We start from the raw sequence: 26,887 nt of genomic DNA on the forward strand, positions 1-26,887 counted from the left end.
GGGGGGGTGCGGGGGTGTCGCGGGTCGGGCGGTCCGCCCCCGGGTGCGTCCCCACACACCCCCGCCTCCCCCGCGTCTGTGTTGGTCTCGACACGCCTCCGCCCAGCGGCTACGGCGGCTCGACCGGCGTGGTCCGGCTCGAGCGTGTTGAACAACGCGTTAACGGGGCGTCACAGCGACTCGCTGATTCCCGGGATACACCGCGGTCGCGGCTAGTCTGGATCCGTGCCAGGGAGCAATCGTGTCGCCGCCGTCGTGGTGACCTTCAACCGTCTCGAGCTGCTGCAGCGACTGCTGGAGCGGCTCGACGTGGTCGACGGCCTCGACGAGGTGATCGTCATCGACAACGCCTCCACCGACGGTACGTCGCAGTGGCTCGCCGAGCTCGACGGCGCCGAGGAGCCCGGCCAACGCCAGGTCCCGGTGGTCGCCCGCACCCTGCAGCGCAACAGCGGCGGCGCCGGCGGATTCCACGACGGCCTGGAGCTGGCCATCGAGCGCGGCGCCGACCTGGTCTGGCTGATGGACGACGACGGCCTGCCCGACCCCGACTGCCTGGGGCTGCTGCTCAAGCAGACCGACCTCGACTTCTGGGGGCCGCTCGTCGTCGACGAGGGCGACCCCGGCCGCCTGGTGTTCCCGATCCGGCTCCCGGGCCGCTCCAAGGTGGTCCACCAGCTGCGCGATGTCGAAGAGGCCGCCACCGACGGCCTGATCAAGGACATCGTGATCCCGTTCAACGGAGTCCTGGTCACCCGTGACCTGGTGGAGCGGATCGGCTACCCCAGGGCGGAGTACTTCATCTGGGGCGACGACCACGAGTACCGCCTCCGGGCGGAGAAGGCCGGGGCTCGGATCGCGACCGTCGTCGGCGCTCAGGTGCGCCACCCCTCCGTCGGCGATCTCGGCACCCCGATGGCGTGGGGGCGGGCGACGTACAACCACACGCCGAGCGACCTGAAGCACTACTGCATGGCGCGCAACAACCTGCTCAACCTGCGCGACTACCGAGGGTGGCCCTTCGCTTTGGCTTTCGTGGCCAAGACTCTATGGTTCTACCTGCTCACCAAGCCGCAGCCGAAGCGGATCCGGCTCTCTGCACAGGCATGGTGGGCGGCTGTCCGGGGGGACTTCAGTGGACACGAGAGGTTCCTTCGTTGAGCACCACCCGTGAGACGGTCGCGATCGTCGTCGTCACCTACAACCGCGCCGACATGCTGCGTGGGCTGCTCGACGGGCTCACCAAGCTCGACCAGCCCGCCGACGCCGTGATCGTCGTCAACAACGCCTCCACGGACCACACCGCGCAGGTCCTCGCCGAGGCGATCACGCCCAACCTCCAGGTCATCGACAGCCCGGAGAACCTCGGCGGCGCCGGTGGCTTCCACCTTGGCACCAAGGCCGCGGTCGAGCAGGGCTGGGACCGTCTCTACCTGATCGACGACGACGTCGTCCCGGCCCACGACTGTCTCGAGGTGCTGCTCGCCCAGGACGAGGACTGCCTCTTCTCGGTGCGCGAGGACCGCAACGGCAACCTGATCGAGCTGGCCGCGCTGAAGTTCGACCTGCGCAACCCGCTCGCGATCAAGCCCAAGACCGCCGCGGTCATGGACACGTACCCGACCCGCGACGCCATGCCGGAGCGGGTGCCGGTGGAGAACGTCGCCTTCGAGGGCTTCATGATCCGCCGCACCGTCCTGGAGGAGATCGGTCTCCCCGACCCCTCCTACTTCATCTTCTACGACGACGTGGATCTCGCGATCCGCGCCCGCCGCTCCGGCCGCACCATCTGGGCCGTACGCGACGCGGTGCTCGTGCGACAGCTCGACTTCAGCCAGCAGCACGACCTGGCCGGCTGGAAGGGCTTCTACATGTACCGCAACCTCTTCGTCGTCCACCTCCGCTACGGCGAGAACGTCCTCGTACGTCTCAAGCCCTGGCTCATCACCGCGGCTGTGGTCCTCCTCAGCCCGCTGCGTGGCGGCAAGCACGAGGCCGTCAACGTGATCAAGGCCCTGCGCGCCGCGCGGGGCATGCGAACGCTGCCTGTTTCAGCACCCTCCACCTCCTCCTGACCGACCCCTTACCCACAGAGACCTAGACTGAGCGATCGTGTCCTTCCCTGAAACCACTCCTGACCTCGTCGTCGTCGGCTCCGGCCTCTTCGGCCTGACCATCGCCGAGCGCGCCGCCACCGAGCTGGACAAGAAGGTGCTCATCATCGAGCGCCGCCCGCACATCGGTGGGAACGCCTACTCCGAGTTCGACGAGGAGACCGGCATCGAGGTGCACAAGTACGGCACCCACCTCTTCCACACCTCCAACGAGAAGGTGTGGAACTACGTGCGGAAGTTCACCGAGTTCACCGACTACAAGCACAAGGTGTTCGGGAAGTACAAGGGGCAGGTCTACTCCCTGCCGATGAACCTCGCGCTGATCAACTCCTTCTTCGGGAAGTCGCACACCCCCGACGAGGCGCGCGCGCTGATCGCGGAGCAGGCCTCCGAGTTCAACACCGAGGACGCCAAGAACCTCGAGGAGAAGGCGATCTCGCTGATCGGCCGCCCGCTCTACGAGGCCTTCATCAAGGGCTACACGGCCAAGCAGTGGGAGAAGGACCCGACGGAGCTGTCGCCCGACATCATCACGCGCCTCCCGGTCCGCTACACCTTCGACAACCGCTACTTCAACGACAAGTACGAGGGTCTCCCGGTCGATGGCTACACCGCGTGGCTGCAGCGGATGGCCGACCACCCCAACATCGAGGTCCGGCTCGACACCGACTTCTTCACCGTGGTCGACGACTTCAAGGGCAAGGTCCCGATCGTCTACACCGGTCCGGTCGACGAGTACTTCGACTTCTCCGCGGGCAAGCTCTCCTGGCGCACCGTGGACCTCGAGTCCGAGACCCTCGACGTGGACGACTACCAGGGCACCGGTGTGGTGAACGCCAACGACCCCGAGGTCCCGTTCACCCGCGAGCTGGAGTTCAAGCACCTCCACCCCGAGCGCGCCGACCGCTACAAGCCCGGCAAGACGATCGTGGTCAAGGAGTACAGCCGCTTCGCCCAGGAGGGTGACGAGCCGTACTACCCGATCAACACCGCCGACAACCGCGAGAAGATCCTGGTCTACCGCGACCTGGCCAAGAAGGAGCCGATGGTGCTCTTCGGCGGCCGCCTCGGCACGTACAAGTACCTGGACATGCACATGGCGATCGCGTCCGCGCTCACCATGTTCGAGAACAAGCTCCGTCCCCACTTCGAGGACGGCACCCCGCTCACCTCCGGAGGCGTTGACGAATGAGCGTGACCCGACTGCTCCAGCGGCAGATCCTGCCCCTGGACCGTGACTCCGACGTACTCCCGCTCTACGTCGACAACCAGGCCGCCATCCTCGACGCCGACAAGTACGAGGTCGGCTCCGACAAGACGGCCCAGGCGCTGAACAACGCCCAGATCCGCCAGTCGATCAACGACGGGACCCAGATCCACCCCGACCAGATCGAGTCGCGTACGACACTGCGGATCCTGAAGAGCGAGCGGCTCTCGCTCGGCACCTACTTCAACGCGTTCCCGGCCAGCTACTGGCGCCGGCACACCGTGGTCGACAGCGTGAAGCTGACCGTCGCGCTTCAGGGACGCGGCGCGAGCGTCATCGTCTACAAGTCGATGGCCAACGGCCGCTCGCAGCGCGTCGACGCGGCGGACACCGGAACCAACCCCGAGGGCACCTTCACCTTCGACCTGCCGCTGAAGCCGTTCGTCGACGGCGGCTGGTACTGGTACGACGTCGTCGCCTCCGACGAGGACGCCGTCATCACCTCGGCCGAGTGGACCGCGGAGGTCCCCGACGACCGTGCCGAGCACGGCACCGTCGACATCTGCGTCACCACGATGAACAAGCCCGACTTCTGCGCCAAGCTGCTCGCGCAGATGGGCGAGGACGAGCAGCTTCGCCCCTACCTCGACACCGTCTTCGTGATGGAGCAGGGCACCAAGAAGGTCGCCGACGACGTCGAGTTCCCCGCGGCCGAGAAGGCGCTGGGCGACCTGCTGCACATCATCGAGCAGGGCAACCTGGGCGGCTCCGGCGGCTACGCGCGGGGTCAGCTCGAGTCGCTGCGCAAGGGCACCGCGACGTACGCCCTGATGATGGACGACGACGTCGTCTGCGAGCCCGAGGGCATCATCCGCGCGATCACCTTCGGTGACCTCGCCAAGCGGCCGACCATCGTCGGCGGCCACATGTTCTCGCTCTACGCCAAGTCGCGCCTGCACTCCTACGGCGAGATCGTCCAGCCGTGGCGCTTCTGGTGGCAGTCGGCCCCCGGCGTCTACGGCGACTGGGACTTCGGCGCCCGCAACCTGCGCTCGACCCGCTGGCTGCACAAGCGCGTCGACGTGGACTTCAACGGCTGGTTCATGTGCCTGATCCCGCGCAAGGTGATCGAGGAGATCGGCCTCTCGCTGCCGGTCTTCATCAAGTGGGACGACTCCGAGTACGGCCTGCGCGCCAAGGCGGCCGGCTTCCCGACCGTGTCCTTCCCGGGGGCGGCCGTGTGGCACGTCCCGTGGACCGACAAGAACGACGCTCTCGACTGGCAGTCCTACTTCCACCAGCGCAACCGCTTCGTGGCCGCGCTGCTGCACTCGATCTACGACGACGGCGGCCGTATGGTCACCGAGTCGTTCTCCCACCAGATCAAGCACCTGGTCTCCATGCAGTACTCGACGGTCCTGCTGCGCCACCAGGCGCTGCTCGACGTGCTCGCCGGCCCCGAGAAGCTGCACGAGACCCTCGCGACGCAGCTTCCGGTCGTACGCGAGATGGTCAAGGAGTACCCGGACGCGCAGCTCAAGGCCGACCGAGACGAGTTCCCGCCCGTACGCCGCCACAAGCCGCCGCGCAAGGGCAAGGAGGACACCGAGGTCCCGACCAACCGCGAGGTCAAGCTGGCCGCGCTCAAGGCGCCGATCCGGCAGATCATGAAGCCGCGCAAGCTCTCCACGGAGTTCCCCGAGGCCGAGCTCGCCGCGATGGACAACCAGTGGTACCGGATCACCAAGTACGACAGCGCCATCGTGTCGATGAACGACCAGCAGGGCGCCGCCTTCTACCGCCGCGACAAGAAGCTCTTCAACCAGATGCTGAAGGACACCATCAAGGTGCACCGGCGCCTCAAGCGCCAGTGGCCCAAGCTCGCGGAGGAGTACCGCTCCAAGCTGAGCGAGTTCACCTCGCCCGAGGCCTGGGAGAAGACCTTCGAGCCGTGGCAGGCCGCTGAGGAGAAGGGGACCGATGGCAACCGGAGTTGATGAACGCCCCGTACGGATCGTCGATGCGCCGCTGGCGCCCCCGGCGGAGAACCTCGGGCTGCTCTCGGTCTTCAAGCGCCGCTACCTCCTCAAGCTGCTCGTGCAGCGGGAGATCAGCGGTCGCTACTCCAACTCGATCCTGGGCGTCTTCTGGTCCTACATCAACCCGCTGACGCAGTTCTGCGTCTACTGGCTGTTCATGGGCAAGATCATGGGCGCCGACAAGGGGATGGACAACTATCCGGTCCACCTCTTCGCCGGGCTCGTCATCGTCCACTTCTTCACCGAGACCTTCGGCGCAGGGACGCGTTCCCTGCTCGGCAACAAGGGCCTGCTGAAGAAGATGGCGATGCCGAAGGAGATGTTCCCGGTCGCCTCGATGCTGGTCTCGCTCTATCACCTGGTGCCGGCGACCCTCATCCTCGTGGTCGTCTGCCTGTTCAGCGGCTGGACGCCCACCTGGGAGACAGTGCCCTCCTTCCTGCTCGCGCTCGGCATCGTGATGGCGCTGGGCACCGCTCTGGCCCTGGTCTTCAGCCTGGCCAACGTCTTCTTCCGGGACTTCGGCAGCGCGGTCAACATCCTGACCAACTACATCCGCTTCGGTGTCCCGATGATGTACCCGTTCTCGATGATCGAGGGCGCTCTCGGGGACAAGGCCTGGATCTACCTGCTCAACCCGATTGCGGACGCCGTACTGCTCTTCCAGCAGGCTTTCTGGGTCGGGGTGACCCCGAATCCCGAGGAGACCGCCGCCACGCACCTGCCGGAGAATCTGTGGATGTGGGGGCTGGGTGCGTTCGGTGTCTCGCTGGTCCTGCTAGTGATCGCCCAGGTGGTCTTCAGCAAGCACGAGAACAAGATTCCGGAGCGACTGACATGACCCTTCGACAGGCTCAGGACACCGGCGCCGCAGACTCGATCGTGGTGGACGGAGTCACCAAGAACTTCACGCTCCGCTACCACCGCAGCATCAAGGACATCACCGTCGCCAAGATGAAGGGGCGGGCGGTCTCCAACACCTTCAAGGCGCTGGACGACGTCACCTTCACGATCAAGCAGGGCGAGTCGGTCGGCCTGATGGGCCTCAACGGCTCGGGCAAGTCGACGCTGCTGAAGCTGATCAGCGGCGTGATGCGTCCCGACCAGGGCGTCGTGAAGACGCGAGGACAGATCGCCGGCCTGATCGCGACGGGCGCGGGTTTCCACCCGCAGCTGTCCGGTCGGGAGAACATCTTCCTCAACGCGGCGATCTACGGGCTCTCCGAGGAAGAGACGGCCGCGATCTACGACGACGTGGTGAACTTCGCCGAGCTCGGCGACCACCTCAACTCCCCGGTCGGCAACTACTCCTCGGGGCAGTACTCACGCCTCGGCTTCTCCGTCGCCGTCCACATCGACTCCGACATCTTCCTGGCCGACGAGGTCCTCGCCGTCGGTGACAAGCCCTTCAAGAAGAAGTGCATGGAGAAGATGGAGGAGATCCGTGACAGCGGCCGCACCGTGGTCTACGTCAGCCACGCTGCCGGTTCGGTCAAGCGGATGTGCGACCGCGTCATCTGCCTGGAGAAGGGCCGCCTGGTCTTCGACGGCGACGTCGACGAGGGCATCGAGTACCTCCACTACGGTGAGGACGACGCCAAGGGATCGGCCAAGCTCAAGCAGCTCGAGGCCGCCGATAGCGCCTTGGGCGCGGAAGTCTGAGCCAATTCTGGGCTGGGAGCCCGCGAGGAATTACAGATATGTAGTTCCTCGCGGGCTCTTCCGTCCTCTGTGGCTGATGTGAAAGATGTTCCCTGGTGTTACGGAACCAGGGGGTCCAAGACGTGTCTTCGCAGGCCGGAGGAGAGCAGCCGAACGAGGTCCAGCGCGCCCGGTCGCGCTATGTCGCCTCGACCCAGCAGCTGCTCGTGCTCGGGGTCGTCCTGGCCGCGCTGGTCCCGGCGAGCACCGTCGTCGACCTGAAGGTGGTCCGCCCCGGAGACGTCCCGGTCGCCGGGACTCAGACCGTCGAGCCGTCCGCTGCGCAGGTGCCTGCGGGCTCCGTCGACGCCCACCTCGAGGAGATCTCGCTGACCGCGCCTCGGGTCGGCAGGGTCACCGCGCAGGCCAAGAGGGCCGCTTCTCCGGGCGAGGCGGTGACGGTCACCAGTCTCCCGCAGCCGGTGGACGGCTTCGGGACGGTCGGACTCACCTGGGCGCCCGGGGCAGCCGTTCCGGAGGAGGCGGTCGGGGCCGACGTACGCACGCTGGTGGACGGGACGTGGAGTGACTGGCAGGCGCTGGACGTCCACCTCGACGACCATGCTCCCGACCCGGGCTCCGCGGAGGCGGACGGGTCGAGGCCGGGCACCATGGAGGCGGTCGTCGGCGAGGTCGACCAGGTGCAGACGCGGCTGCGGCTGACCGGTGCTCAGGTGCCGGCCGACCTCAGGCTGGCGGTGATCACGCCGGGCGAGGCGACCTCGAGCCGCAGCGAGTCACCCGAGATCGAGACCGGGGCCGATGACGCGCCGGAGCCGGCCGAGGGCGCCGAGAGCGCCGAGCAGGGGGAGGCCGCGACGCTGTCGGCGGCCGCGTACACCTCCAAGCCCAGCATCTACAGCCGCCGCCAGTGGGGTGCCGACGAGAGCGTCCGCGAGGCCGGCCCGCCCGACTACCAGGAGGTCCGCGGCGGGTTCGTGCACCACACCGTCAACACCAACTCCTACACGAGGGCACAGGTGCCGGGGATCATCCGGAGCATCTACCTCTACCACGTGCAGAGCCGGGGCTGGCGCGACATCGGCTACAACTTCCTGATCGACAAGTTCGGCCAGATCTGGGAGGGCCGCTACGGCGGCGTCGACCGCCCTGTCGTGGGTGCTCACACCTCGGGCTACAACAGCTACGGCTTCGGCGCCTCCGCGATCGGCAACTTCGACAGCGTCGCGCCCCCGGCCGCGCTGGTGAACGCCTTCGGGACGCTGTTCGCGTGGAAGCTGTCGCTGCACGGTGTCCGCGGCAACAAGGGCTCCACCAAAATGGGCGACCGCACCTTCTCGCACGCGATCATGGGCCACCGTGACGCCGGCTCCACCGCGTGCCCGGGCCGCCATCTCTACGCCAAGCTGAGCACGATCCGCTCGCAGGCGGGCTCGAAGCAGGCGAGCTGGGCCGCGCGTGAGCTGCAGTCGCAGATCAGCGGTCGTGGCTACCCCGACCTGGTCGCCCGGCGGGTCACCGACAAGCGGATCGTCGTGCTCCGCACCGACGGCACCGCCCACTTCGGTACGCCTCGGGCGACCAACCTGATCGGCGGCACCTCGGCGACCTTGATGAACGCCGGTGACTGGGACCGCGACGGCGACGGCGACATCCTGATCCGCCACACCGACGGAACGATCCGGGTCAACCGCGGCAACGGCACCGAGACGTTCGCCACCGGCGTCATCATCGGGCGCAACTTCCAGTCCGTCTCGGCCATCGACGTGGTCGGTGACATCACCGGCGACGGCTGGCCCGACCTCCTGGGCAAGCACTCCTCCGGCGAGATCCGGGTCTGGCCCGGGCGCGGCACCAGCACACTGGGCACCTCCTACCGGATGCGCAGCGCCGTGAGCGGCTCGACCCAGGTCATCGGCGCCGGCCGCTTCTACGCCGACGACGGCTCGCCCGAGGCGATCTTCAGGGTCTCCGACAAGCTGCTGATCTTCCGCACCAACGGCCCCGGGGGCCTGACCTCCTACTCCGACCCCGGGATCGACGCCAGCGCCTTCGACTTCATCCTCGCGACCAAGGACCTGCGCGGCGCCTCCACCGGTGGTGACCTGCTGCTGCGTCGCAAGTCCGACGGGATGTGGTTCGGCTACGAGCACAACCAGGGCGGCGGCTGGGACCGGAAGACCCAGATGGGCGTCGTGCGAGGCTACGACCAGTTCGGCTGAGCCCGCTCGGACTCGGCGAGGGCTGCCAGCCGGTCCTCGGTCGCGTTGGTGACCAGCACCAGGGAGCCGCCGCCGGCGAGCAGGGCGGCGAGGAGCTCGGCGCCGGCGGGGGAGGCCGAGGGGACCGTGGAGAGCAGCCGGGCCGCCTTCCCGTCGCCGCCGAACAGGTCCGCGTGGCTGGTCTCGACGCCGGCCCACGAGGTGGCCGCGTCCTCCGCGGTGGGCGGGTCCCAGGGGGTGAAGGCGTCCGGTTGTCCCCACACCTCGATCCCGACGTCGTGCACGCCCTGGGGGAGCGGGTCGGCGAAACGTACGCCGAAGGGGAGCAGGGAGCACGCCAGGGTCGGCCGCTTCCCGGCGTCCTCCGCCCAGGCGGGCAGCGTCTCGGGACCGCACACGACGGCGTCAGGGCCAGAGGAATCGGAACCGTCGGAGTCGGTCACCACGAGCCCGGTGTTCCAGGCGGCGCCGAGGAACACGGTGGCCAGCCAGTGGGTGGGCAGGTCGATCCGGATGCTGTCGCCGCGCTCGAGGCCGTGCTCGTCGAGGAGAAGGCCGGAGGCCTTGGCCACCCAGTTGGCGTACGTCGTGGTGGACAGCTCCTGGCGCTCGCCGCTCGCCTCGTCGTAGAAGGTCACGAACGGGCCACCGGGGTTGGTCCGCAGCGCTCGGGCGAGGGTCTCGGGGAAGCTGGTCACACCGAAACCCTAAGGTGTGCGCCATGAGCGAGCGCCAGCGAGCGACCAGCGGGTCCATCATGCCGCCACTTCCGTATTCTTCGACGTGCCCTACGGAGGTGGCGGCATGACGTTCTGGGCAGTGATCCCCGCCGGTGGTGCCGGCACGCGGCTGTGGCCGCTCTCGCGGTCCTCTGAGCCGAAGTTCCTGCGCGACCTCACCGGGCGCGGACGCACCCTCCTGCAGGAGACCTACGACCGCCTCGAGCCCGTCTCGGACGGCGTCATGGTGGTGACCGGCGCGGTCCACGAGCGGGCCGTGTGCGAGCAGCTGCCCGAGGTGCCGCACGACGCGATCCTGGCCGAGCCGAGCGGGCGCGACTCGATGGCGGCGATCGGCCTGGCCGCGGCCTTCCTGGAGCAGCGTGACCCGGAGGCGGTGATGGGCTCCTTCGCGGCCGACCACGTGATCCGCAACCTCGACAACTTCCACGAGACCGTACGCAGCGCCGCGGCGATCGCCGCGGACGGCTGGCTGGTGACGATCGGGATCTCGCCGACCTTCGCCTCGACCGCGTTCGGCTACATCGCCGAGGGCGAGCCCCTGGACGCTCACCTGGGGGCCTACCTGGTCGACGAGTTCGTCGAGAAGCCGTCTGCCGAGGTGGCGGCCGGCTATCTCGCGACCGGCCGCTACCGCTGGAACGCCGGGATGTTCGTGGTCCGTCCCACCGTCCTCCTCGATCTGCTCGCGGAGTCGGACCCCGGTTTCACCGACCGGCTGCGTGCCATCGCTACCGAGCCGTCGCGGCTCGAGGAGCTGTGGGAGACGCTGCCGAAGATCGCGGTCGACCATGCGGTCGCCGAGCCCGCTGCCGCCGCGGGCAAGGTCGCCACGGTGCCCGCCGACCTCGGCTGGGACGACATCGGCGACTTCGACTCGCTCGCGACGCTGCTCCAGGCCGCTGCCACGGCCTCGGCCGAGGGACCCACGATCCTCGGCGACCACTCGCTCGTCCACGCCCTCGACTCCACCGGCCTGGTGGTGCCGTACTCCGGCCGCACGATCGCCCTCATCGGTCTCGAGGACATCGTCGTCGTCGACACCGACGACGCCGTCCTGGTCACCACCCGCACCCACGCCCAGCAGGTCAAGAAGATCGTCGCCGCCCTCAAGGACTCCGACCGCACCGACCTCACCTGAGCCCGTCGGTCGAGCCGCCGGAGCCGCTAGGCGGAGGCGTGTCGAGACCAAGACGGTCGCTGTCGGCGCTCGACGGGACTGTGTTGGTCTCGACACGGATTCGTTCGTTCCTCACGAATCCGGCTCGACCAGCGGGGAAGATGAGAGACGGCCGCCTCCCCGGAGGGAGACGGCCGTCTCGTACGTCCGGAGGGCCAGGTCACATGGACTGGGCCTCGGGGCTGGAGGTGTAGGGGTACTTCTCCATGAAGTCCTTGATCGCCTCGCCGGAGACGCCTTCGCAGTACTGGAAGACGCCCTTCTGCGTGGAGGCCTCGGTCGGGTTGGCCGGATCGGCGGACCAGTGCGTCATGGCGATGTGGGTGCCCGAGGGGAATTCGGTCTTCTTGTCGCCGGCGACCGCGGTCTCCTTGGCGTCGGCAGCGGTCCACGGGGCCGCGATGAACTTGTAGCGGAAGTTCGAGGTGCCGGAGAACTTCTTCCCGATGGCGAAGAGCAGGTCCCGCTCGTCCTTGGAGACGGTCTCGTCGTACCAAACGATCGTGTAGCCGTGCTCCAGGTTGTGCACCAGCGCCTCGAGCTCCGGACGGTCCGCGGCGGTGTAGAACTTGCGCGACATGTCGGCCGGGGCGACGTTGGCCTCGTTCCAGTGTGGGCCGAAGGCCGGGGGAGCGGTGGTATAGGTCTGCTGGGTGCCGGTGGCGATGTGGTTCTGGTTGCCGTCGGCAGCCATCTCGGTCACCTTCTGGCAGCCGGCGGCCTTGGGGCTCTTGCCGATGTCCTGCAGTGCGACCGCGTTGTATTCACGGTCCTTGAAGAAACCGGTGATCGGGCCCCACGCGGCGGCACCCACGATCACGAGGGCGATGACGACGCAGACACCGACGATCGCCGCACCACGGACGCGCTCTGCGCGGCCCTGCTTCTTGCGGATGTCGTTGATGACCGCTTTGCGGTCTTTGTTGAGCGACTTGTTGGCCACTGTTCGGCGTACCTCGGGTCTTTTGTCGGGACGCGCAGATTCTAGGTGGTCACTGGTAGCAGAAGGGAAGTTGCCCCGTGATTATTCTCCTCGCGCTCGCTTCGCCAGCCGTGGGCGAACGCCAGCGCGGCGATCACCGCGGGGTCGGCTCCGGCGACCCGAAGCCCGTTCTGGTGTGGCACGGGAACGGTCCCGGTCACCTCCGCGACGGCCGCGGAGATCTCCTCCACGCTCGCCGGCGCACCGAACGGAGCCTGGTCCTCGGCGGCACCCTTCAGGGCGCGTACGACGGCCTCCCGGGCCCCGAAACCGAAGAAGTCCGACCCCTCGGGGCGGATGAGCGCGCTCGCTCCCGGCCCGTCGTCACCGGGCTCGCGGACGAGGTCCGCCCGGCCGCGCAGCACCGCGAACGGCCGCGCGCCCAGCTTGCCCTGGGAGATCTCGGCCGCTGACGCGATCTCGTCGACGACGGCGGGGGCGGTGACGACGAGGTCGTTGCCGTAGGCGTCGACCTGGCCGGCGAACCTCTCGAGCACCTCGAGACCGGCGGCGCCGATGGCGATGTCCGTCTGACCGTCGCGCCAGGCGCGACCGGCGGTGTCGGTGATGATCACCCCGACGTTCGCGCCGGTGCGGTCGCGGAGGGTGGCGCGCAGGGCGTGCGCCGAGGCGTCGGGGTCGAGGGGGAGCAGCACGATGTGGCCGGCCTCGACGTTGGAGGCGTCGATCCCGGCGGCGGCCATCGTCAGCCCGAGCCGGCTTCGCACGATCTGGGTCGGCCCGCGCCGGGCGACCACCCGCGTCGTCTCCCCGGGGAGCGCGTCGTCGCGGTTGCCCTCGCGCACCTGACCCTCGGCCTTGGAGACGACCTTCGAGGTGACCACCACGATGTCGCCGTCGACCAGAGGGGACTCGGGGCCGGAGTCGAGTGCAGTGAGGAGCAGGGCCGCGAGGTCGTCGCCCTTACGCACCTCGGGTACGCCGCCGGGGGCGATGACGGTGATGCCCTGCCCGCTCATCGGCCCGGCCGTGTGCCCCGTCATCGCGTGACCAGCTCGACCGCGGCGGCGGCGATGTCGGCGGTCGCGTCCTCGGAAGACATCCACAGCGGGACGGCGGCCGCCTTCAGCCCCGACTCGGTGAGCGCGGGGACCGCGGCGGCGTCGGCGGTGTCGACGAGCCAGCCGTCGAGGACCCCGCCGGAGCCCCGTGTCCCATGGTGCAGACCGACTCCGGCGGCGGTCGCGTCGACGCCGATGGCGGCGAGCATCTGCTCCGCCATGCCGCGTACGTGATGACCGCTGATGATCGGGGAGATCCCCACGACGGGAGCAGAGGTGGCGACCAGGCCCTCGCGGATCCCGGGTACGCCGAGGATGGTGCCGATCGAGACGACAGGGTTGGACGGGGGCACGATCACCAGGTCGGAATTCAGCAGCGCGTCCATCACCCCGGGGCCCGGCTTCGACTCGTCCTGCCCCACGAAGATCAGTTTCTCGACGGGAACGCCGGCGCGCAGGCGTACCCAGTATTCCTGGAAATGAACGACAGCGAGTCCACTGGGTGAATTCTCGTCCTTGATCGCGACATGGGTTTCGACGCGGTCGTCGGTCATCGGCAGCAGGCGCACACGGTCGCCCCATACAGGCTTCAGCCAGCGCTCGCACAACGCTGCGGTGACCTGCGACAACGGGAATCCGGCCTCGAGCATCTGGGTGCGCACGAGATGGGTGGCGATATCGCGGTCGCCGAGCCCGAACCACGTGCCGGGCACGTCATAGGCCTCGAGCTCCTCCTTGATCGACCAGGTCTCGGCCTTGCGGCCCCAGCCGCGCTCATGGTCGAATCCGTTGCCGAGGGTGTACATCACCGTGTCGAGGTCGGGGCAGACCTTGACGCCGTGCATCCACAGATCGTCGGCGGTATTGGCGATCACGGTGACCCGGGCATCTTCCCCAATGCCTGGGACGCGGCCGGTGGAAATGCCGTGGAGGAGCCCGGAGATGAACTTCGAGCCACCATGGCCGCCGGAGAGAACGGTGATGTCACGCATGGCTCTAGCCTCTCAGACTGGGGCCAGCACCCCTGCTCCAGCCGGTGCGGAAAGCCTGTGTTAATGCGGCCCTAGCAGATTTGAGGGTTGACTTGTGGCATCGACAGGCATGTAATTTCATCAGTGTGATTCGAAATTGAACCGGGGACCGGCAACTGTGAAGACAGTGCTTGGAAATCTCGGGAAAATTTCAGCAGGAAACTGCATCAAAGTGACGGCCTAGGTCGTAACAAGAGGCAGTTCCCGCAAAAAACGGGGGGATCGGTTACCTGCCGATGGCGTGAGGTGACTGGCCCGAGATGGGGTCACGGTCCCGAAAATAAGCTGAATAGGGTCGAAAGGTCGGAAAGACGATGAGAGAGCTGTTTCTCCTCGAGCCGGACACCGACGAAGGGGGCTGGCAGGAGCGCGCCCTGTGCGCGCAGACGGATCCGGAGGCGTTCTTCCCTGAAAAGGGTGGATCGACTCGGGAGGCCAAGAAGGTCTGCCAGACCTGCGAGGTGCGCCAGGACTGCCTTGAGTCTGCTCTGGGCAACGACGAGCGTTTCGGAATCTGGGGCGGACTCTCCGAGCGAGAGCGCCGCAAGCTGAAGAAGCGCGCAGTCTGACGCAATACCAAGCGCGAGCCAGCAAGGCCCGGACTGTCAAGGTCCGGGCCTGCTGTCTTGCTTTGCCGATTGCTCCGCAACCCATGCCCGCAGGCCCATGGGACGCCGTTCATGCCCAGGGGGATATCGCCGATCGCTCGACAGGTCCATTCGGTCTATCACCAGATGGGCACTAGGGTTGCCGATCGTGCAAGCGTCGGTCGCCCTCGTCCTCGTCTCTCATAACGGCGCCGGCTGGCTTCCGACCGTCATCGACGGGATCAGGAACCAGCAGGCTCCGGTGAGCTTTGCCGTCACGATCGACACCGGCTCGACCGACAGGTCGGTCGAGATCCTGGAGGAGACCTTCGCCCAGGTGGTCAAGCTCCCGGCGTCGACGACGTTCGCGGACGCGGCCAACGAGGCGCTCGCCATCCTCCATCAGGCGGCGCAGCCGCCGGAGTGGATCTGGTTCCTCCACGACGACTCCACCCCCGACCCGCACGCGCTCGCCAACCTGCTCAACGCCGCCGAGGAATACCCGGAGGCCGACATCCTCGGCCCCAAGATCCGGGAATGGCCCTCGCTGCGCCGGATGCTCGAGCTCGGTGTCTCGATCTCGGTCACCGGAAACCGGGAGACCGGCCTGGAGCGGGGTGAGTACGACCAGGGCCAGCACGACGAGGTACGCCGCGTCCTGGCCGTCAACACCGCCGGCATGCTGATCCGCCGCGAGGTCCTCGAATACCTGGGCGGCTTCGACAAGCACCTCCCGGTCCTCGGCACCGACATGGACCTCGGCTGGCGGGCCGCCAACGCCGGCTTCACGACCATCGCCGTCCCGGACGCGGTCGTCTTCCACGTGGAGGCGGCCCACCGCGGCGTACGCAAGACGCAGCTGACCGGACGCCGGATCCACTATCAGGAGCGCCGCGCCGCGCTCTACACCCTGCTGGTCAACAGCCGGCCGGGGACGCTGGCGCTGTGGATGATCAGGTTCTTCTTCCAGACCCTGTGGCGGATGCTCGGCTTCATCCTGGTGCGCGACCCCGGGACCGCACTCGACGACCTGGCCGCGCTGGGCTGGATCTACGGCCACACCGGCCAGATCATGCTCGCCAAGCGGCGGCGCCGGAAGCAGGCGCACGCCGACAAGGACGTGGTCAAGGCGCTGCTGCCTCCGCCGTGGCTGCCCTACCGTCACGGTCTCGACTTCGTCTCCGACGTCGCGACCGCGGTCACCCTGCAGGCCTCCGACATCGCCGAGCGACGCCAGATGGCGCAGGCCGAGGCCGATCCGGCCTCCTTCGCCGCCAAGCGGCAGGCCGAGCGGGCCCAGCTGGAGGAGGACGAGATCCCCGCCGAGACCGGGTGGCTGGTGCGTCTGTTCACCAACCCGGTCGCGGTGCTCCTGGTCGTCGTCGGCATCCTCGGCGTCATCGGGGCGCGGGCGGCGCTCGGCGGCGTGGCCGGCAGCGGCCTGGGGCCGACGCCCCAGAACGTGGGCGACTGGTGGCAGCTGCAGTTCGAGTCGTGGCACGCGATCTCACAGGGCACCGGCGTGCCCGCGCCACCCCACGTCTTCCCGCTGGCTGTGCTCGCGACGATCCTCGGCGGCAACCCGAGCCTGGCGGTCACCGCCGTCATGCTGCTCAGCTTCCCGATCGCGCTCGGCGGCGCGTGGCGGCTGCTGCGGGTCGCGGGCCGGCTGATCAGCCACCTCGGCGCCCCGCGCTGGCTGCTGCTGTGGGGGGCGACGGCGTACGCCCTGGTTCCCTACGCCAGCGGTGCCTTCGGCGACGGCCGGATCGGTGCGGTCGTCGTCGGCGCGCTGCTGCCCTGGCTGGCCCACGCCGCGCTCGGGTTCAGCGATCCCGTCGCCGACCGCCGCTGGCGCGCCGGGTGGCGCACCGGTCTGCTGCTGACCGTCATCACCGCCTTCGCGCCGATGGCGTTCCTGGTCGCGGCCGTCTTCGCGGCGGTCATCTTCATCGTCGCCCGCCGGCTGATGCCCGCCGTGCTCAGCGACCGCGACCAGTGGGGTCCGCCGGCCGCGGCTATCGCGACACCGGTCGGGCTGCTGCTGCCGTGGTGGCTGCCGTCGCTCTTCTCCGGCGGCTGGGCCGCGCTCCTGCTCGACCCGGGCCGGCTGCCCGCTCCGGCCGCGGGTGGGTTCGACCTGCTCGTGGGCCGTCTGACCGGGCTCGACGGCGCCGACCTCGGCGCCCCGTGGTGGCTGGGCCTGGCGCTGCCGCTGCTGGCCGTGCTCGCGCTGATCCCGAGCCGCACCCGCATCCCGGTCATGGTCTGCTGGATCGGCGCGGTCGCGACGGCCGTCGTCACGATGCTGCTGTCCTGGATCCCCATCCACCTCGATGCCGGCATCGCCCGGGTCGGCTGGGGCTTCCCGCTGGTCGCCATCCAGGGCTTCGCGGTGGTCGCGGCGGTGCTGGGCGCCCAGGGGGCCATCCTGGACGGCCTGAGCGGGCTGCGGAAGGTCATGGTCGGTGCGGCGGCTGCGGTCGCGGGGATCGGCGTCGTCGGGAGCCTCGGCTGGTTCGTCTACGCCGGCACCGGCGACCTCGCCGACAACACCCGGGCCCTCGGCCATACCGGGGTGCCCTCCTACATGCTCGACCCGACCTCGACCACCCTCGGCCCCGAGGACGGCGTCCTCGTGCTCCGCGGATCGGTCGACGAGGGCATCCGCTACGCCGTCCTGCGCAACGACGGGATCACCCTCGGTGAGGACGAGATCGCGCAGGTCGCCGGTGGCGCGGATGAGCTCACCGGCGTCGTACGCCGCCTGGCTGCCGACCCCGACGACGCGGTGATCGGTGATCTGGCAGCCCAGGGCGTTGCCTACATCGTGATGCCCGGGCCGGCCGACTCCTCGGTCGCCGAGGGGATCGACGCCTCCGGGTCGGTGACCCAGGCGAGCACCGTCGAGCGCTCGACGCGTGCCTGGTTGCTCGACGCCGAGCCGAGCGACCCGGGCGTGACCGAGTCGCAGTCCATCATCCGTACGATCCTGTTGGTCCTGGCCGGGATCGGGCTGTTCGTGGTCCTGGTCCTGTGCCTGCCGACGCTGATCCAGAGGAGGGAGTCGGCATGAGTCGCTCACGTGACCCCTACGACCGCTCGCACGAGCAGTCGGCCGAGGACGTCTACGGCCAGGAGCCGTGGATGCTGGACCCCTACGCCGACCCGTACGCCGGGCAGACCGCCCAGAACCCGCCGGAGGGTTACACCCCGGAGCAGCTCTACGCCCAGGAGCCCTACGTGCCGGGTCCGGAGACCGGGCAGATGCTGGCTCAGACTGGCTATCCGCCGCCCTACGAGGGCGACTACCGTACCGGCGAGTTCCAGCCCGCCTACGAGCCCGAGCTCGAGGCCTGGCCGACCGCCGATGAGATGCGGGCGGGGGAGCCGGAGCCTCAGCAGGAGTCACAGCCGGAGCGCGCCAAGGGTGGGCGGATGGCGGCTGCCGCCGCGGCAGCGGCCGCCGCGCGACCCCGGCTGCGCCGCGTACGCCGGCAGCGCGGCCGCCGCCTGGACAACACCGTGCTGGTGGCGCTGGGCCTGGTCGGCGCGATGGCTGTGGCGCTGCTCCTCAACCGGCCCCACCAGTGGGAGCAGCCGAAGCTGGCCGCCGACAGCAGCGCGCCGACGGCGGCTACCGTGGTGTGCCCCGGCAAGCCGAAGTCCGGCGCTGACCAGGTGGCCGTCACCAACGCCGCCGACGGGTCCGGCAAGGTCACGCTGAGCGGTCCGGGCGCGGGCGACGGGGCGCAGGCCACCGTCGGGTCCGGCAAGGTCACCAGCGCGTCGGTCAAGCCCGGCTCGGTCGTGGTCAAGGCGGGCAAGGAGGTTGCCTCCGGCCTGGTCGCCGGACGTTCGACGACCAAGCCGCTCGCGGCGACGGGATGCGTGCCTCCGCAGGCCGAGGCGTGGTTCCCCGGCGTCGGTGCGGGTGCCACCCACAACTCGATCCTCGAGCTCACCAACCCCAACAGCGGTGCGGCCACGGTCGACATCTCGCTCTACGACGAGAAGGGCGTGGTGGCGGTCCCCGAGGACCTCCGCGGCGTCGCGATCCCCGGCAACACCACCCGCACCTTCGACCTGCTGCACGTGATCCCCCGCAAGGGCGAGCTGACCCTGAAGACCACGGTCGTACGCGGCCAGGCCGGGGTGATGGTCCGCGACCGTGCCGTCGCGCTCGAGACGCAGGGTGGCAGCGAGGACTACTTCCCGGGCCAGTCGGCACCGGCCGAGACCAACCTGCTGGTCGGCTACCCCAACAAGTCCGCCAGCCGCATGCTCACCGTCGCCAACCCGGGCGATGCCCAGGTGAGCGCGGAGCTGCGCCTGCTCACCCCGAAGAACGTGCTCACCCCGGAGGGCGCTCCGGAGATCAGGGTGCCGCCCAACGGGCAGACGCAGGTCGACCTGACCAAGCTGCTCGGCAAGGACAGCGCCGACGACGCGTACGGCGTCGAGATCGTCGCCTCCGGCCCCGTCGCCACCGCGATGCGCTCGGTCGACCGCGGCGACGTCGTGGTCACCACGGCCACCGAGACCATCTCGGAGCCCACCGCGGTGGTCGTTCCGGCCGGCGCAGCCGTCGGTAAGAAGCGAGTCGTGATCTCCGGCCCGGTCGCCAAGACCGGGGCCAGCGGCACCGTCAAGGTGGTTCCGATGACCGCGAAGGGCAAGGCGCTCAAGGCCAAGTCCGTCGAGGTCGGCCCGGGGGTGGGCGCCGAGGTCGAGGTGCCCGCGGAGGCAGCGCTGATCCAGCTCGTGCCCGAGGGGGTCGAGGTCGATGCGGCCGTGGTGATGAGCGGGGATGGCGATGCGGTCGTGCCGTTCCGGCCGTTGCGCTCGGAGGTGCGCACCGCGGGGGTTGCTCCGGGGTTGCCGTTGCCGTTGGAGCCCTGAGTCTTTTCAGCTCGCATCGGTCGATGTGTTTTTGTGGTTGGTGTTTGCCGCCGACCCTTGCTTGGAGGGTGTTCTCGGCGGCGTCCGGAGTAAAGGACGGCCTTCGGCCGCCGGCTGACGCCGGTCGCCTTCGGCGATCATCTCGACAAGCTCGATACATCGCCTTGACACCGGGATCCGCCGAGAAAAGATTGGCTGGCTATCGGGCCGGCGGCAGGGGTTTGGCGCGGCGATGTGGGTTGGGCACGGGCTTGGGGTCTGAGGGTGAACGAATTTTCGTTCATGCCGATGCCGCTGTGGGCCGGTGTCTAGCTGGGGTGAACGAAAATTCGTGCGGCGAGGTGGGGTGAAGAAACTTTCGTTCACCCCAGGGAGCGTCTACGTCTGCGGGGGTGAAGGAATTTTCGTTCCCCGTGGGGCGTCCACCTCCCGAGGAACGATTGCCGCGGCCTACCCCAGCCCCCAAAATCCAGCACCAAAGCGCCGGCAAAAGACGACCAGCCTCAGGGCTGATACCGCGGATCGACATCCTCGGCATCGATCCCGAGCAGATCGGCAACCTGCTCGACAACGACCATGAGCACCATCGCCTCGACCTCGGAGCGCGTGTGGCAGCGGTGCTCGATCGGCCGCCGGTAGATCACCAGCCGCGCGGGTTTCGCACCTGAGCCACGCTCGAGCGACCCGAGCGGGATGTGGTCGTCGACGGTCCAGTCCTTCGGGATGTCCGGCGACTCCTCCACCGCGTACTCGATCAGACCCAGCCGTGACTGCCAGCGACTGTCGATCTCGGTGACGATGGCGAGCGCGATGTCGTCGAAGCGCTCTCGGCGGGTGCGCAGGACCGGCACCTTCGGGTCGGTCGGGACGGCCACCGGGCCACGTCTGCCACGGCCGTGCCGATCCCTGTGCCTGGTCATGTACGCGAGCCTAACTGCGCGGCCGGCCTCAGGGGAGTACGGTTCACTCGTGACTGCTCGTCGTTGTTCGCGTACCGCCTGCCAGCGTCAAGCCGTCTGCACGCTCACCTATGTGTACGCCGACCAGACGGCCGTTCTCGGCCCGCTGGCGACCTATGCCGAGCCGCACGCCTACGACCTGTGCGAGGAGCACGCCGAGCGGCTCTCCGCGCCCAGGGGCTGGGAGGTGGTCAGGCTGGCCCGCGAGCCCGTCGACCCGCAGCCCAAGGGCGATGACCTGCTCGCGCTGGCCGATGCCGTCCGTGAGGCCGCGAGGCCGCCGGCTCCGTCCCCGCGAGGACCCGTCGGGGCCTCTGGGAAGGACGACGCCGAGGAGCCGGGGGCGAACGACGGCCAGTCCCGCCCCGGCGGCACTCGCCGCGGGCACCTCCGCGTGCTGACCTCGGAGTAGGACGACTAGAGTTCCGGACATGCCGGAGAGAGTCGACCCCGACATCGCCAACGCCGTCTTCAAGGCGTACGACGTCCGTGGCACCGTCCCTGACCAGATCGACGAGAACCTCGCCCGACTCGCCGGACGCGCCTTCGTGCACGTCGTCGGCGCCCGCGGAGGGGAGATCGTGGTGGGCCACGACATGCGCCCCAGCTCCCCGGCGCTCTCCGGAGCCTTCGCCGAGGGTGCGACCGAGGCAGGCGCTGACGTGACGATGATCGGGCTGGCCTCGACCGACGAGCTCTACTTCGCCTCCGGCCACCTCGGCCTGCCGGGTGCCATGTTCACCGCCAGCCACAACCCGGCGCAGTACAACGGCATCAAGCTGTGCCGGGCCAACGCGGTCCCGGTCGGTGCCGAGAGCGGCCTCGACGAGATCCGTGACCTGGTCATCTCCGGTGACGCCCCGGTCGCCGTGGTCGCCGGCAGCATCAGCGAGACCGACGTGCTGGAGGCGTACGCCGCGCACCTGCTCGGTCTGGCCCCGGTCAAGGGCCGCCGGCTCACCGTCGTCGCCGACGCCGGCAACGGCATGGCCGGCCACACCGCGCCCGCTGTCTTCGGTCGTCTGGGCGAGGAGGCCGTCGAGCTGATCCCGATGTACTTCGAGCTGGACGGCACCTTCCCCAACCACGAGGCCAACCCGCTCGACTCGACCACGCTGGTCGACCTGCAGGCCAAGGTGCGCGAGACCGGCGCCGACGCCGGCCTGGCCTTCGACGGCGACGCCGACCGCTGCTTCCTGGTGGACGAGAAGGGCGAGGTGGTCAGCCCGAGCGCGATCACCGCCCTGATCGCCGAGCGTGCTCTGGCCCAGGAGCCGGGCGCGACGATCATCCACAACCTGATCACCTCCCGCGCGGTTCCGGAGATCGTCACCGAGCTCGGTGGCACCCCGGTACGCACCCGCGTCGGCCACTCCTACATCAAGGCCGTGATGGCCGAGTCCGAGGCGGCCTTCGGCGGCGAGCACAGCGGCCACTTCTACTTCCGCGACTTCTGGCGCGCCGACTCCGGCATGCTCGCCGCTCTGCACGTCCTCGGCGCCCTTGCCGAGACCGAGAGGCCGCTGAGCGAACTGCTGGCCGCCTACGCCCGCTACCCGATGAGCGGCGAGATCAACTCCACCGTCCCCGACCAGGCTGCCACCGTGGCCGAGATCGAGAAGGCGTACGCAGGACGTGAAGGTGTCACCGTCGACAAGCTCGACGGCCTGACCCTCTCCCACGCCGACTGGTCCTTCAACGTCCGTGCCTCCAATACGGAGCCGCTGCTGCGGCTCAACGCGGAGGGCAAGGACATACTCACCATGGAGCGAGTGCGTGACGAGGCGCTCGCCATCATCCGAATGACCGACCCCAACGAAAGGCGGCCCTCAGCATGAGCGCCCTTGGCCTGAGCGAGAAGCTGCTCGAGATCATCGTCTGCCCGCAGTGCCACGGAGATCTCCTCCCTGTCGAGGCTGCTGCGCCCGACCAGGATGGCGAGCTGGTCTGCCAGGGCGAGTGCGGCCTGGCCTACCCCGTCCGAGACGGCATCCCCGTCCTGCTCATCGACGAGGCCCGTCCGACCAAGAGCGAGTGAGGCAGCGATGACCTGGTTCGACGAGTCCAGGCTGGACGACGAGCGGGCGCTGGCCGGGATCGACCTGCTGCTGCGGTCGCTGGCCGAGTCCGGAGCCCGGGTCCGCCGGGAGGCGGCGGGAGCCGCAGAGCCGCTGCACGAGGCCGTACGCCGCGCCGCAGAGTCCGGCCGACCCCGAGCCGTCGTCGCCGCAGGTCCTGACTCGCGCCTGCTGCGCGCTGTCCTCGAGCCGTTCTGCCCGGTGCCGTTCGTCGCCTGGCCCGCCCCGGGTCTGCCGGGCTGGGCCGGGAGCCTCGACCTCGTGGTCGTGCTGGCCCCGACCGGCTCCGACCCGGGCGAGGCCTCGGCCGCCGCCGAGGCCGTCCGTCGTGGTGCCCAGCTGGTCGTGGCCGCTCCGGAGAGGTCGCTGGTCGCCCAGCACGCCGAGGGTCGAGACAGCACCCTGCTCCCGGTCGAGGGCGGCGACACGCTCGCGATGGCGATCCTGATGCTCACCTACCTCAACTCGGTCGGTCTCGGTCCCGAGGCCGACGCGGACAAGGTGGCCGACGCTCTCGACGACGTCGCCACCGCCTGCTCGCCGCATCGCGACATCTCGGTCAACCCGGGCAAGATCCTGGCGATCTCGCTGGCCGACTCGCTCCCGGTCGTGTGGGGTGGCTCCGTGCTCGCCGCCCGCGCCGCCCGTCGTGTTGCCGAGAACCTGCGCCGGGCCAGCGGCCGTGGTGCCATCGCCGGCGACGCCGATGACCTGCTCCCGGTCCTCGAGGCGGCCCGGCCCCGCAACGTCTTCGACGACCCCTTCGCCGAGGAGCAGGCATCCGTACGTCCCGTTCTGGTCATCCTCGACGACGGCGCGACCGACCCGATCATGGTCGAGCAGCGACGTTCGCTCACCGAGTCCGCGGACGCTCGGGGCGTACGGGTAGAGGTCGTCGAGGCGAACGCGAGCACGGAGGTCGCCCGCTACGCCTCGCTGCTGCTCCAGGGGACATACTCCGCAGAGTATTTGCGTTTGGGTTTGGTTAACGACGATTAATTCCGTATGACGGACAGATCCCTGTGATCTGTCTCATACCTTGCGCTCAGATCCGTTGGCGGTATGTCGTCATCGTGGAAGACCCCTGGACGCGGGGGAGTGGCAACTGTTTGATTTGGCAACAATTCAGACACGTCGCAGTCACCCGCCCCTGGAACAGGATCCCCCTCCCATGAGCCAGACCAAGTTCGTCGTTGCTGGTGCTCTCGCCCTCCTGGGCGCGATCGTCTTCAGCGGCCGACTCTCCGAAACTGCCCCGCCGGCGACCGACGAGGCGAGCGCGGCGACCGGCGGCACCCTCCGCATCGGTGTCGACAGCGCCGAGCCGGCGTACTACAAGGTCGACGGCGTGACCAAGGGCTTCGACTACCAGATGGCGCGCAGCGTCGCCGAAGGCATGGGTGCCGAGCCGGAGTTCGTCGAGATGGAGTTCAACGAGCTCTTCGCGGCCCTCGAGGCGGGCAAGATCGACATGATCGGTGCCCAGGTCACCAAGACCGAGGAGGCGGAGCGGAGGTACGACTTCAGCACTCCGTACTTCGTGACGTACGTGTCGTTCCTCGCCCCGAAGGGCTCGACGATCAAGACTCGCGACGACATCGACGGCAAGAAGATCGTCGTGGTCGAGGGCACCGTCCAGGAGCGCTACCTCGAAGAGCAGTACGAGGACGTCACCGTCATCAAGGCCGAGAACGCGGACGCGGCGGTCAGGTCGATGGGGCGCGGCGAGGCTGACGCGTTCTTCTACGGCGCCCCCTACGCCGAGTCGATCATCGCGGGCGCCCCGATCCCGCTGACCGAGCCGATCGTCTACCAGGCCGAGGACGCCCCCATCGGCTTCGTGGTTCGGGAGGGCGACGAGCGCAAGGAACAGATCGACGGGGTCATCGAGGACATGGTCCTCGACGGGGAATGGGTGAAGATCAAGACCGACTACTTCGAGGCGGTCCCGCTCTCTGAGATCTTCAGGGAGAAGGGTGCCTGATATGCGGCGTTACCGTGTTTGGGTCCGTTCGCCTCGGCGGGCATGTCGAAGGTGGACGATGCGCTTGATCCGGGTCACGCAGCGCGGTGAAGGTTCGGTCACGGATCGTGACAGTGATCGTCGAAAACCTGGACGTGAGGCAGCAGACAGGTGTTTGATGCAACATCGTCCGGCCATCCGTGGCCAGCACGTCTCGGATTCTCGGCGCCGACGTGACGGGCATGCCCCACCATCCCGAAAACACAGGACTTCCGCATGAATCACATCAAGTTCGTCATTGCCGGCGCCCTGGCCCTCCTAGGGGTCCTGGTCATCGGCGGCTATTTCGCTGACCCGGCCCCGAAGGCGACCGATCAAGAGAGTGCCGCCGCCGGTGGCACGCTTCGGATCGGTGTCGACGGCACCGAGCCGGCCTTCTACAAGGTCGACGGCGTGACCAAGGGCTTCGACTACGAGATGGCGCTCGGTGTCGCCGAAGGATTGGGTGCCAAGCCGGAGTTCATGGTGATGGACTTCAGCGACCTCTTCACCGCCCTCGAGGCCGGTGAGATCGACATGATCGGCGCCCAGGTCACCGAGACCGCGGAGCGGAAGCAGGACTTCGACTTCACCGCGCCCTACTTCGTCACCTATCTGTCGTTCCTCACCCCGGAGGGCTCGCCCATCAAGAATCGCGACGACGTCAAGGGCAAGAACATCGCCGTCGTCGAGGGCACCATCCACGAGCGCTACCTCGACGAGCAGTACGAGGACGTCAACGTCATCAAGGCCAAGGACGAGGACTCCGCGGTCAAGGCGATCGAGAGCGGCGAGGCCGACGCGTTCTTCTACGACGCGCCCTACACCGCGCCGATCATCAACCGCGCGCCGATCACCTTGAAAGAGGCGATCGTCTACCCGGCCGACGATGCTCCGATCGGGTTCGTCATGCAGAAGGGTGACCAGCGCAAGGAGGCGATCGACGGGGTCCTCGAGCAGATGATCCTCGACGGGGACTGGCTGAAGATCAAGAAGGAGTACTTCAAGGAGTATCCGCTCTCGGACGTCTTCAAGGACAAGGGCGTCTGAGCCTGACGCCGCTCGCCCCGCTTTGGGGCGCCTGAAGACCATTAGCCTACGATGCCCGCTGGCCTGGATCGCCCCAGGTCACAGCGTCTCGGCGCACCCCTCCCCCCACCCAGGACGTCGTATGAAATCCCTGAAGTTCATCCTTGCGGGCGCGGTCACCCTTCTGGTGATCCTGATCGTGGTCTCCAACACGGTCGAGACGACCGGCCCCTCCTCCGCCAGGCGCAGCAGCGCAGCCGATGACGGTCAGCTGAAGGTCGGTGTGCTGGACAGCGCCCCGGTCTACTACACCGAAGGTTCCGCCGCCAAGGGCTTCGACTACGAGGTGGCCCTCGGCGTCACCGAGTCGCTCGGCATCAAGCCGTCGTTCGTCCCGATGGACTTCGCCGACCTCTTCACTGCGCTCGACGAGGGCGAGATCGACATGATCGCCTCCCAGGTGAGCGTGACCGAGGAGCGCGAGGAGGCGTACGACTTCTCGCACCCGTACTTCGTCACCTACCTGTCCTTCACGACCCCGAAGAACTCCCCGATCAAGAAGCTCAAGGACGTCAACGGCACCCGGGTCGCCATCGTGGACGGCACCGCACAGGAGAGCATCCTCAAGGCGCGCTTCCCCAAGGCCGAGATCGTGAAGCGGAAGAACGAGTCGGCCGCGCTGGAGGCGGTCGCCGCGGGCAAGGCGGACTCGTTCTTCTACGACGCGCCGTTCACCGAGGGACTGATCAAGAACGCCCCGATCCCGATGGAGGAGCGGATCGTCTTCCCCTCCGACAAGGCCCCCATCGCCTTCGTCTTCCGCAAGGGCGACGGGCTCAGGGGCCAGGCGGACAAGGCGATCGACGAGATGATCGTCAACGGGGACTGGCTGCGGATCAAGACCGACTACTTCAGGGAGTACCCGCTCTCGGAGCGGTTCCGGGAGCAGGGCGTCGAGTAGCACGACCTGCCCGCTAAGGTTCGAGTCATGAGCGAGCGCCAGCGAGCGACAGTGGGCCTCAGGCCGTCGCCTCCGTATTCTTTGCCCTTCGCGACGGAGGCGACGGCATGAGCGAGCGACAGCGAGCGACAGTGGGCCTCAGGCCGTCGCCTCCGTATTCTTTGCCCTTC

At 68.5% G+C, this 26,887-nt stretch carries 23 protein-coding genes; 18 read left to right on the forward strand and 5 right to left on the reverse strand.

Annotated elements, in window-relative coordinates; translation table 11 throughout:
• Positions 1-225: 225 nt before the first annotated feature.
• The 7 genes from ABZ796_RS03315 (at position 226) to ABZ796_RS03345 (ending at position 9,244) form a co-directional block, all read left to right on the forward strand.
• Complete coding sequence (locus tag ABZ796_RS03315) at positions 226-1,161, forward strand: glycosyltransferase family 2 protein (RefSeq protein WP_357334617.1); 936 nt, start codon at positions 226-228, stop codon at positions 1,159-1,161.
• Entirely contained in the window at positions 1,158-2,075 is a 918-nt protein-coding gene (locus ABZ796_RS03320) for a glycosyltransferase (RefSeq protein WP_357334618.1), read from the forward strand. Before ABZ796_RS03315 ends, ABZ796_RS03320 begins: the two co-directional genes overlap by 4 nt.
• A 37-nt stretch (positions 2,076-2,112) precedes the next feature.
• The gene (glf, locus tag ABZ796_RS03325) at positions 2,113-3,306 is read left to right on the forward strand and encodes a UDP-galactopyranose mutase (RefSeq protein WP_357334619.1); all 1,194 of its coding nucleotides are present in this window, start codon (positions 2,113-2,115) and stop codon (positions 3,304-3,306) included.
• Positions 3,303-5,318 carry a glycosyltransferase gene (locus ABZ796_RS03330; RefSeq protein ID WP_357334621.1) on the forward strand — a complete coding sequence of 672 codons (2,016 nt, stop codon included), beginning with the start codon at positions 3,303-3,305 and terminating at the stop codon, positions 5,316-5,318. Before glf ends, ABZ796_RS03330 begins: the two co-directional genes overlap by 4 nt.
• Positions 5,302-6,201: an ABC transporter permease gene (locus ABZ796_RS03335; protein ID WP_357334622.1), complete on the forward strand. Its 900-nt coding sequence runs from the start codon at positions 5,302-5,304 to the stop codon at positions 6,199-6,201. Before ABZ796_RS03330 ends, ABZ796_RS03335 begins: the two co-directional genes overlap by 17 nt.
• On the forward strand, positions 6,198-7,022 hold the full coding sequence (locus tag ABZ796_RS03340; protein ID WP_357334624.1) for an ABC transporter ATP-binding protein: 825 nt from the start codon (positions 6,198-6,200) through the stop codon (positions 7,020-7,022). The genes ABZ796_RS03335 and ABZ796_RS03340 overlap by 4 nt, the downstream gene beginning before the upstream one ends.
• 122 nt (positions 7,023-7,144) lie before the next feature.
• On the forward strand, positions 7,145-9,244 hold the full coding sequence (locus ABZ796_RS03345) for an N-acetylmuramoyl-L-alanine amidase (protein WP_357334626.1): 2,100 nt from the start codon (positions 7,145-7,147) through the stop codon (positions 9,242-9,244).
• Here ABZ796_RS03345 and ABZ796_RS03350 read toward each other — a convergent pair.
• On the reverse strand, positions 9,226-9,942 hold the full coding sequence (locus tag ABZ796_RS03350) for a TIGR03089 family protein (protein WP_357334627.1): 717 nt from the start codon (positions 9,940-9,942) through the stop codon (positions 9,226-9,228). The two genes, ABZ796_RS03345 and ABZ796_RS03350, sit on opposite strands and share 19 nt — an antisense overlap.
• Positions 9,943-10,048: 106 nt before the next feature.
• On the opposite strand from ABZ796_RS03350, the gene ABZ796_RS03355 reads away from it, so the two are divergent.
• Positions 10,049-11,125: a mannose-1-phosphate guanylyltransferase gene (locus ABZ796_RS03355; protein ID WP_357334629.1), complete on the forward strand. Its 1,077-nt coding sequence runs from the start codon at positions 10,049-10,051 to the stop codon at positions 11,123-11,125.
• A gap of 199 nt (positions 11,126-11,324) precedes the next feature.
• Here the strand turns inward: ABZ796_RS03355 and ABZ796_RS03360 are convergent, their stop codons facing one another.
• The 3 genes from ABZ796_RS03360 to cofD are packed head-to-tail and all read right to left on the reverse strand — an operon-like array spanning position 11,325 to position 14,160.
• Positions 11,325-12,107, reverse strand: coding sequence for a DUF3105 domain-containing protein (locus ABZ796_RS03360; RefSeq protein ID WP_357334631.1), 783 nt, complete (start codon positions 12,105-12,107; stop codon positions 11,325-11,327).
• 41 nt (positions 12,108-12,148) lie between these two features.
• The gene (locus ABZ796_RS03365) at positions 12,149-13,150 is read right to left on the reverse strand and encodes a coenzyme F420-0:L-glutamate ligase (protein ID WP_357334632.1); all 1,002 of its coding nucleotides are present in this window, start codon (positions 13,148-13,150) and stop codon (positions 12,149-12,151) included.
• Entirely contained in the window at positions 13,147-14,160 is a 1,014-nt protein-coding gene (cofD, locus tag ABZ796_RS03370; protein WP_357334634.1) for a 2-phospho-L-lactate transferase, read from the reverse strand. Before cofD ends, ABZ796_RS03365 begins: the two co-directional genes overlap by 4 nt.
• A gap of 353 nt (positions 14,161-14,513) precedes the next feature.
• Here cofD and ABZ796_RS03375 point away from each other — a divergent pair, with 353 nt between their 5' ends.
• The 3 genes from ABZ796_RS03375 to ABZ796_RS03385 all read left to right on the forward strand — a co-directional run bounded on the left by ABZ796_RS03375 (position 14,514) and on the right by ABZ796_RS03385 (position 19,688).
• Complete coding sequence (locus tag ABZ796_RS03375; protein WP_008361238.1) at positions 14,514-14,768, forward strand: WhiB family transcriptional regulator; 255 nt, start codon at positions 14,514-14,516, stop codon at positions 14,766-14,768.
• 187 nt (positions 14,769-14,955) lie between these two features.
• Positions 14,956-17,862, forward strand: a complete 2,907-nt coding sequence (locus ABZ796_RS03380; protein ID WP_357334636.1) for a glycosyltransferase family 2 protein — start codon at positions 14,956-14,958, stop codon at positions 17,860-17,862.
• Positions 17,859-19,688, forward strand: a complete 1,830-nt coding sequence (locus ABZ796_RS03385) for a DUF5719 family protein (RefSeq protein ID WP_357334638.1) — start codon at positions 17,859-17,861, stop codon at positions 19,686-19,688. Before ABZ796_RS03380 ends, ABZ796_RS03385 begins: the two co-directional genes overlap by 4 nt.
• Before the next feature lie 503 nt (positions 19,689-20,191).
• Here the strand turns inward: ABZ796_RS03385 and ABZ796_RS03390 are convergent.
• Complete coding sequence (locus ABZ796_RS03390) at positions 20,192-20,608, reverse strand: metallopeptidase family protein (RefSeq protein ID WP_357334640.1); 417 nt, start codon at positions 20,606-20,608, stop codon at positions 20,192-20,194.
• On the opposite strand from ABZ796_RS03390, the gene ABZ796_RS03395 reads away from it, so the two are divergent.
• The 7 genes from ABZ796_RS03395 (at position 20,607) to ABZ796_RS03425 (ending at position 26,717) form a co-directional block, all read left to right on the forward strand.
• A complete protein-coding gene (locus tag ABZ796_RS03395) occupies positions 20,607-21,059 on the forward strand; it encodes a DUF3499 domain-containing protein (protein ID WP_357334642.1) in 453 nt (150 codons plus the stop codon). The genes ABZ796_RS03390 and ABZ796_RS03395 overlap by 2 nt on opposite strands.
• 19 nt (positions 21,060-21,078) lie before the next feature.
• On the forward strand, positions 21,079-22,485 hold the full coding sequence (locus ABZ796_RS03400; RefSeq protein WP_357334643.1) for a phosphomannomutase/phosphoglucomutase: 1,407 nt from the start codon (positions 21,079-21,081) through the stop codon (positions 22,483-22,485).
• A complete protein-coding gene (locus tag ABZ796_RS03405; RefSeq protein ID WP_357334645.1) occupies positions 22,482-22,685 on the forward strand; it encodes a Trm112 family protein in 204 nt (67 codons plus the stop codon). The genes ABZ796_RS03400 and ABZ796_RS03405 overlap by 4 nt, the downstream gene beginning before the upstream one ends.
• Before the next feature lie 7 nt (positions 22,686-22,692).
• A complete protein-coding gene (locus ABZ796_RS03410) occupies positions 22,693-23,724 on the forward strand; it encodes an SIS domain-containing protein (protein WP_357334647.1) in 1,032 nt (343 codons plus the stop codon).
• A 172-nt stretch (positions 23,725-23,896) separates the two neighbouring features.
• Positions 23,897-24,709, forward strand: coding sequence for an ABC transporter substrate-binding protein (locus ABZ796_RS03415; protein ID WP_357334649.1), 813 nt, complete (start codon positions 23,897-23,899; stop codon positions 24,707-24,709).
• Between the two features lie 255 nt (positions 24,710-24,964).
• On the forward strand, positions 24,965-25,777 hold the full coding sequence (locus ABZ796_RS03420) for a transporter substrate-binding domain-containing protein (RefSeq protein WP_357334651.1): 813 nt from the start codon (positions 24,965-24,967) through the stop codon (positions 25,775-25,777).
• Between the two features lie 121 nt (positions 25,778-25,898).
• Positions 25,899-26,717 carry a transporter substrate-binding domain-containing protein gene (locus ABZ796_RS03425; RefSeq protein ID WP_357334652.1) on the forward strand — a complete coding sequence of 273 codons (819 nt, stop codon included), beginning with the start codon at positions 25,899-25,901 and terminating at the stop codon, positions 26,715-26,717.
• Positions 26,718-26,887: the final 170 nt, after the last annotated feature.

It is taken from the genome of Nocardioides sp. NPDC047086, assembly GCF_040643685.1.
Classification (GTDB): Bacteria; Actinomycetota; Actinomycetes; order Propionibacteriales; family Nocardioidaceae; genus Nocardioides.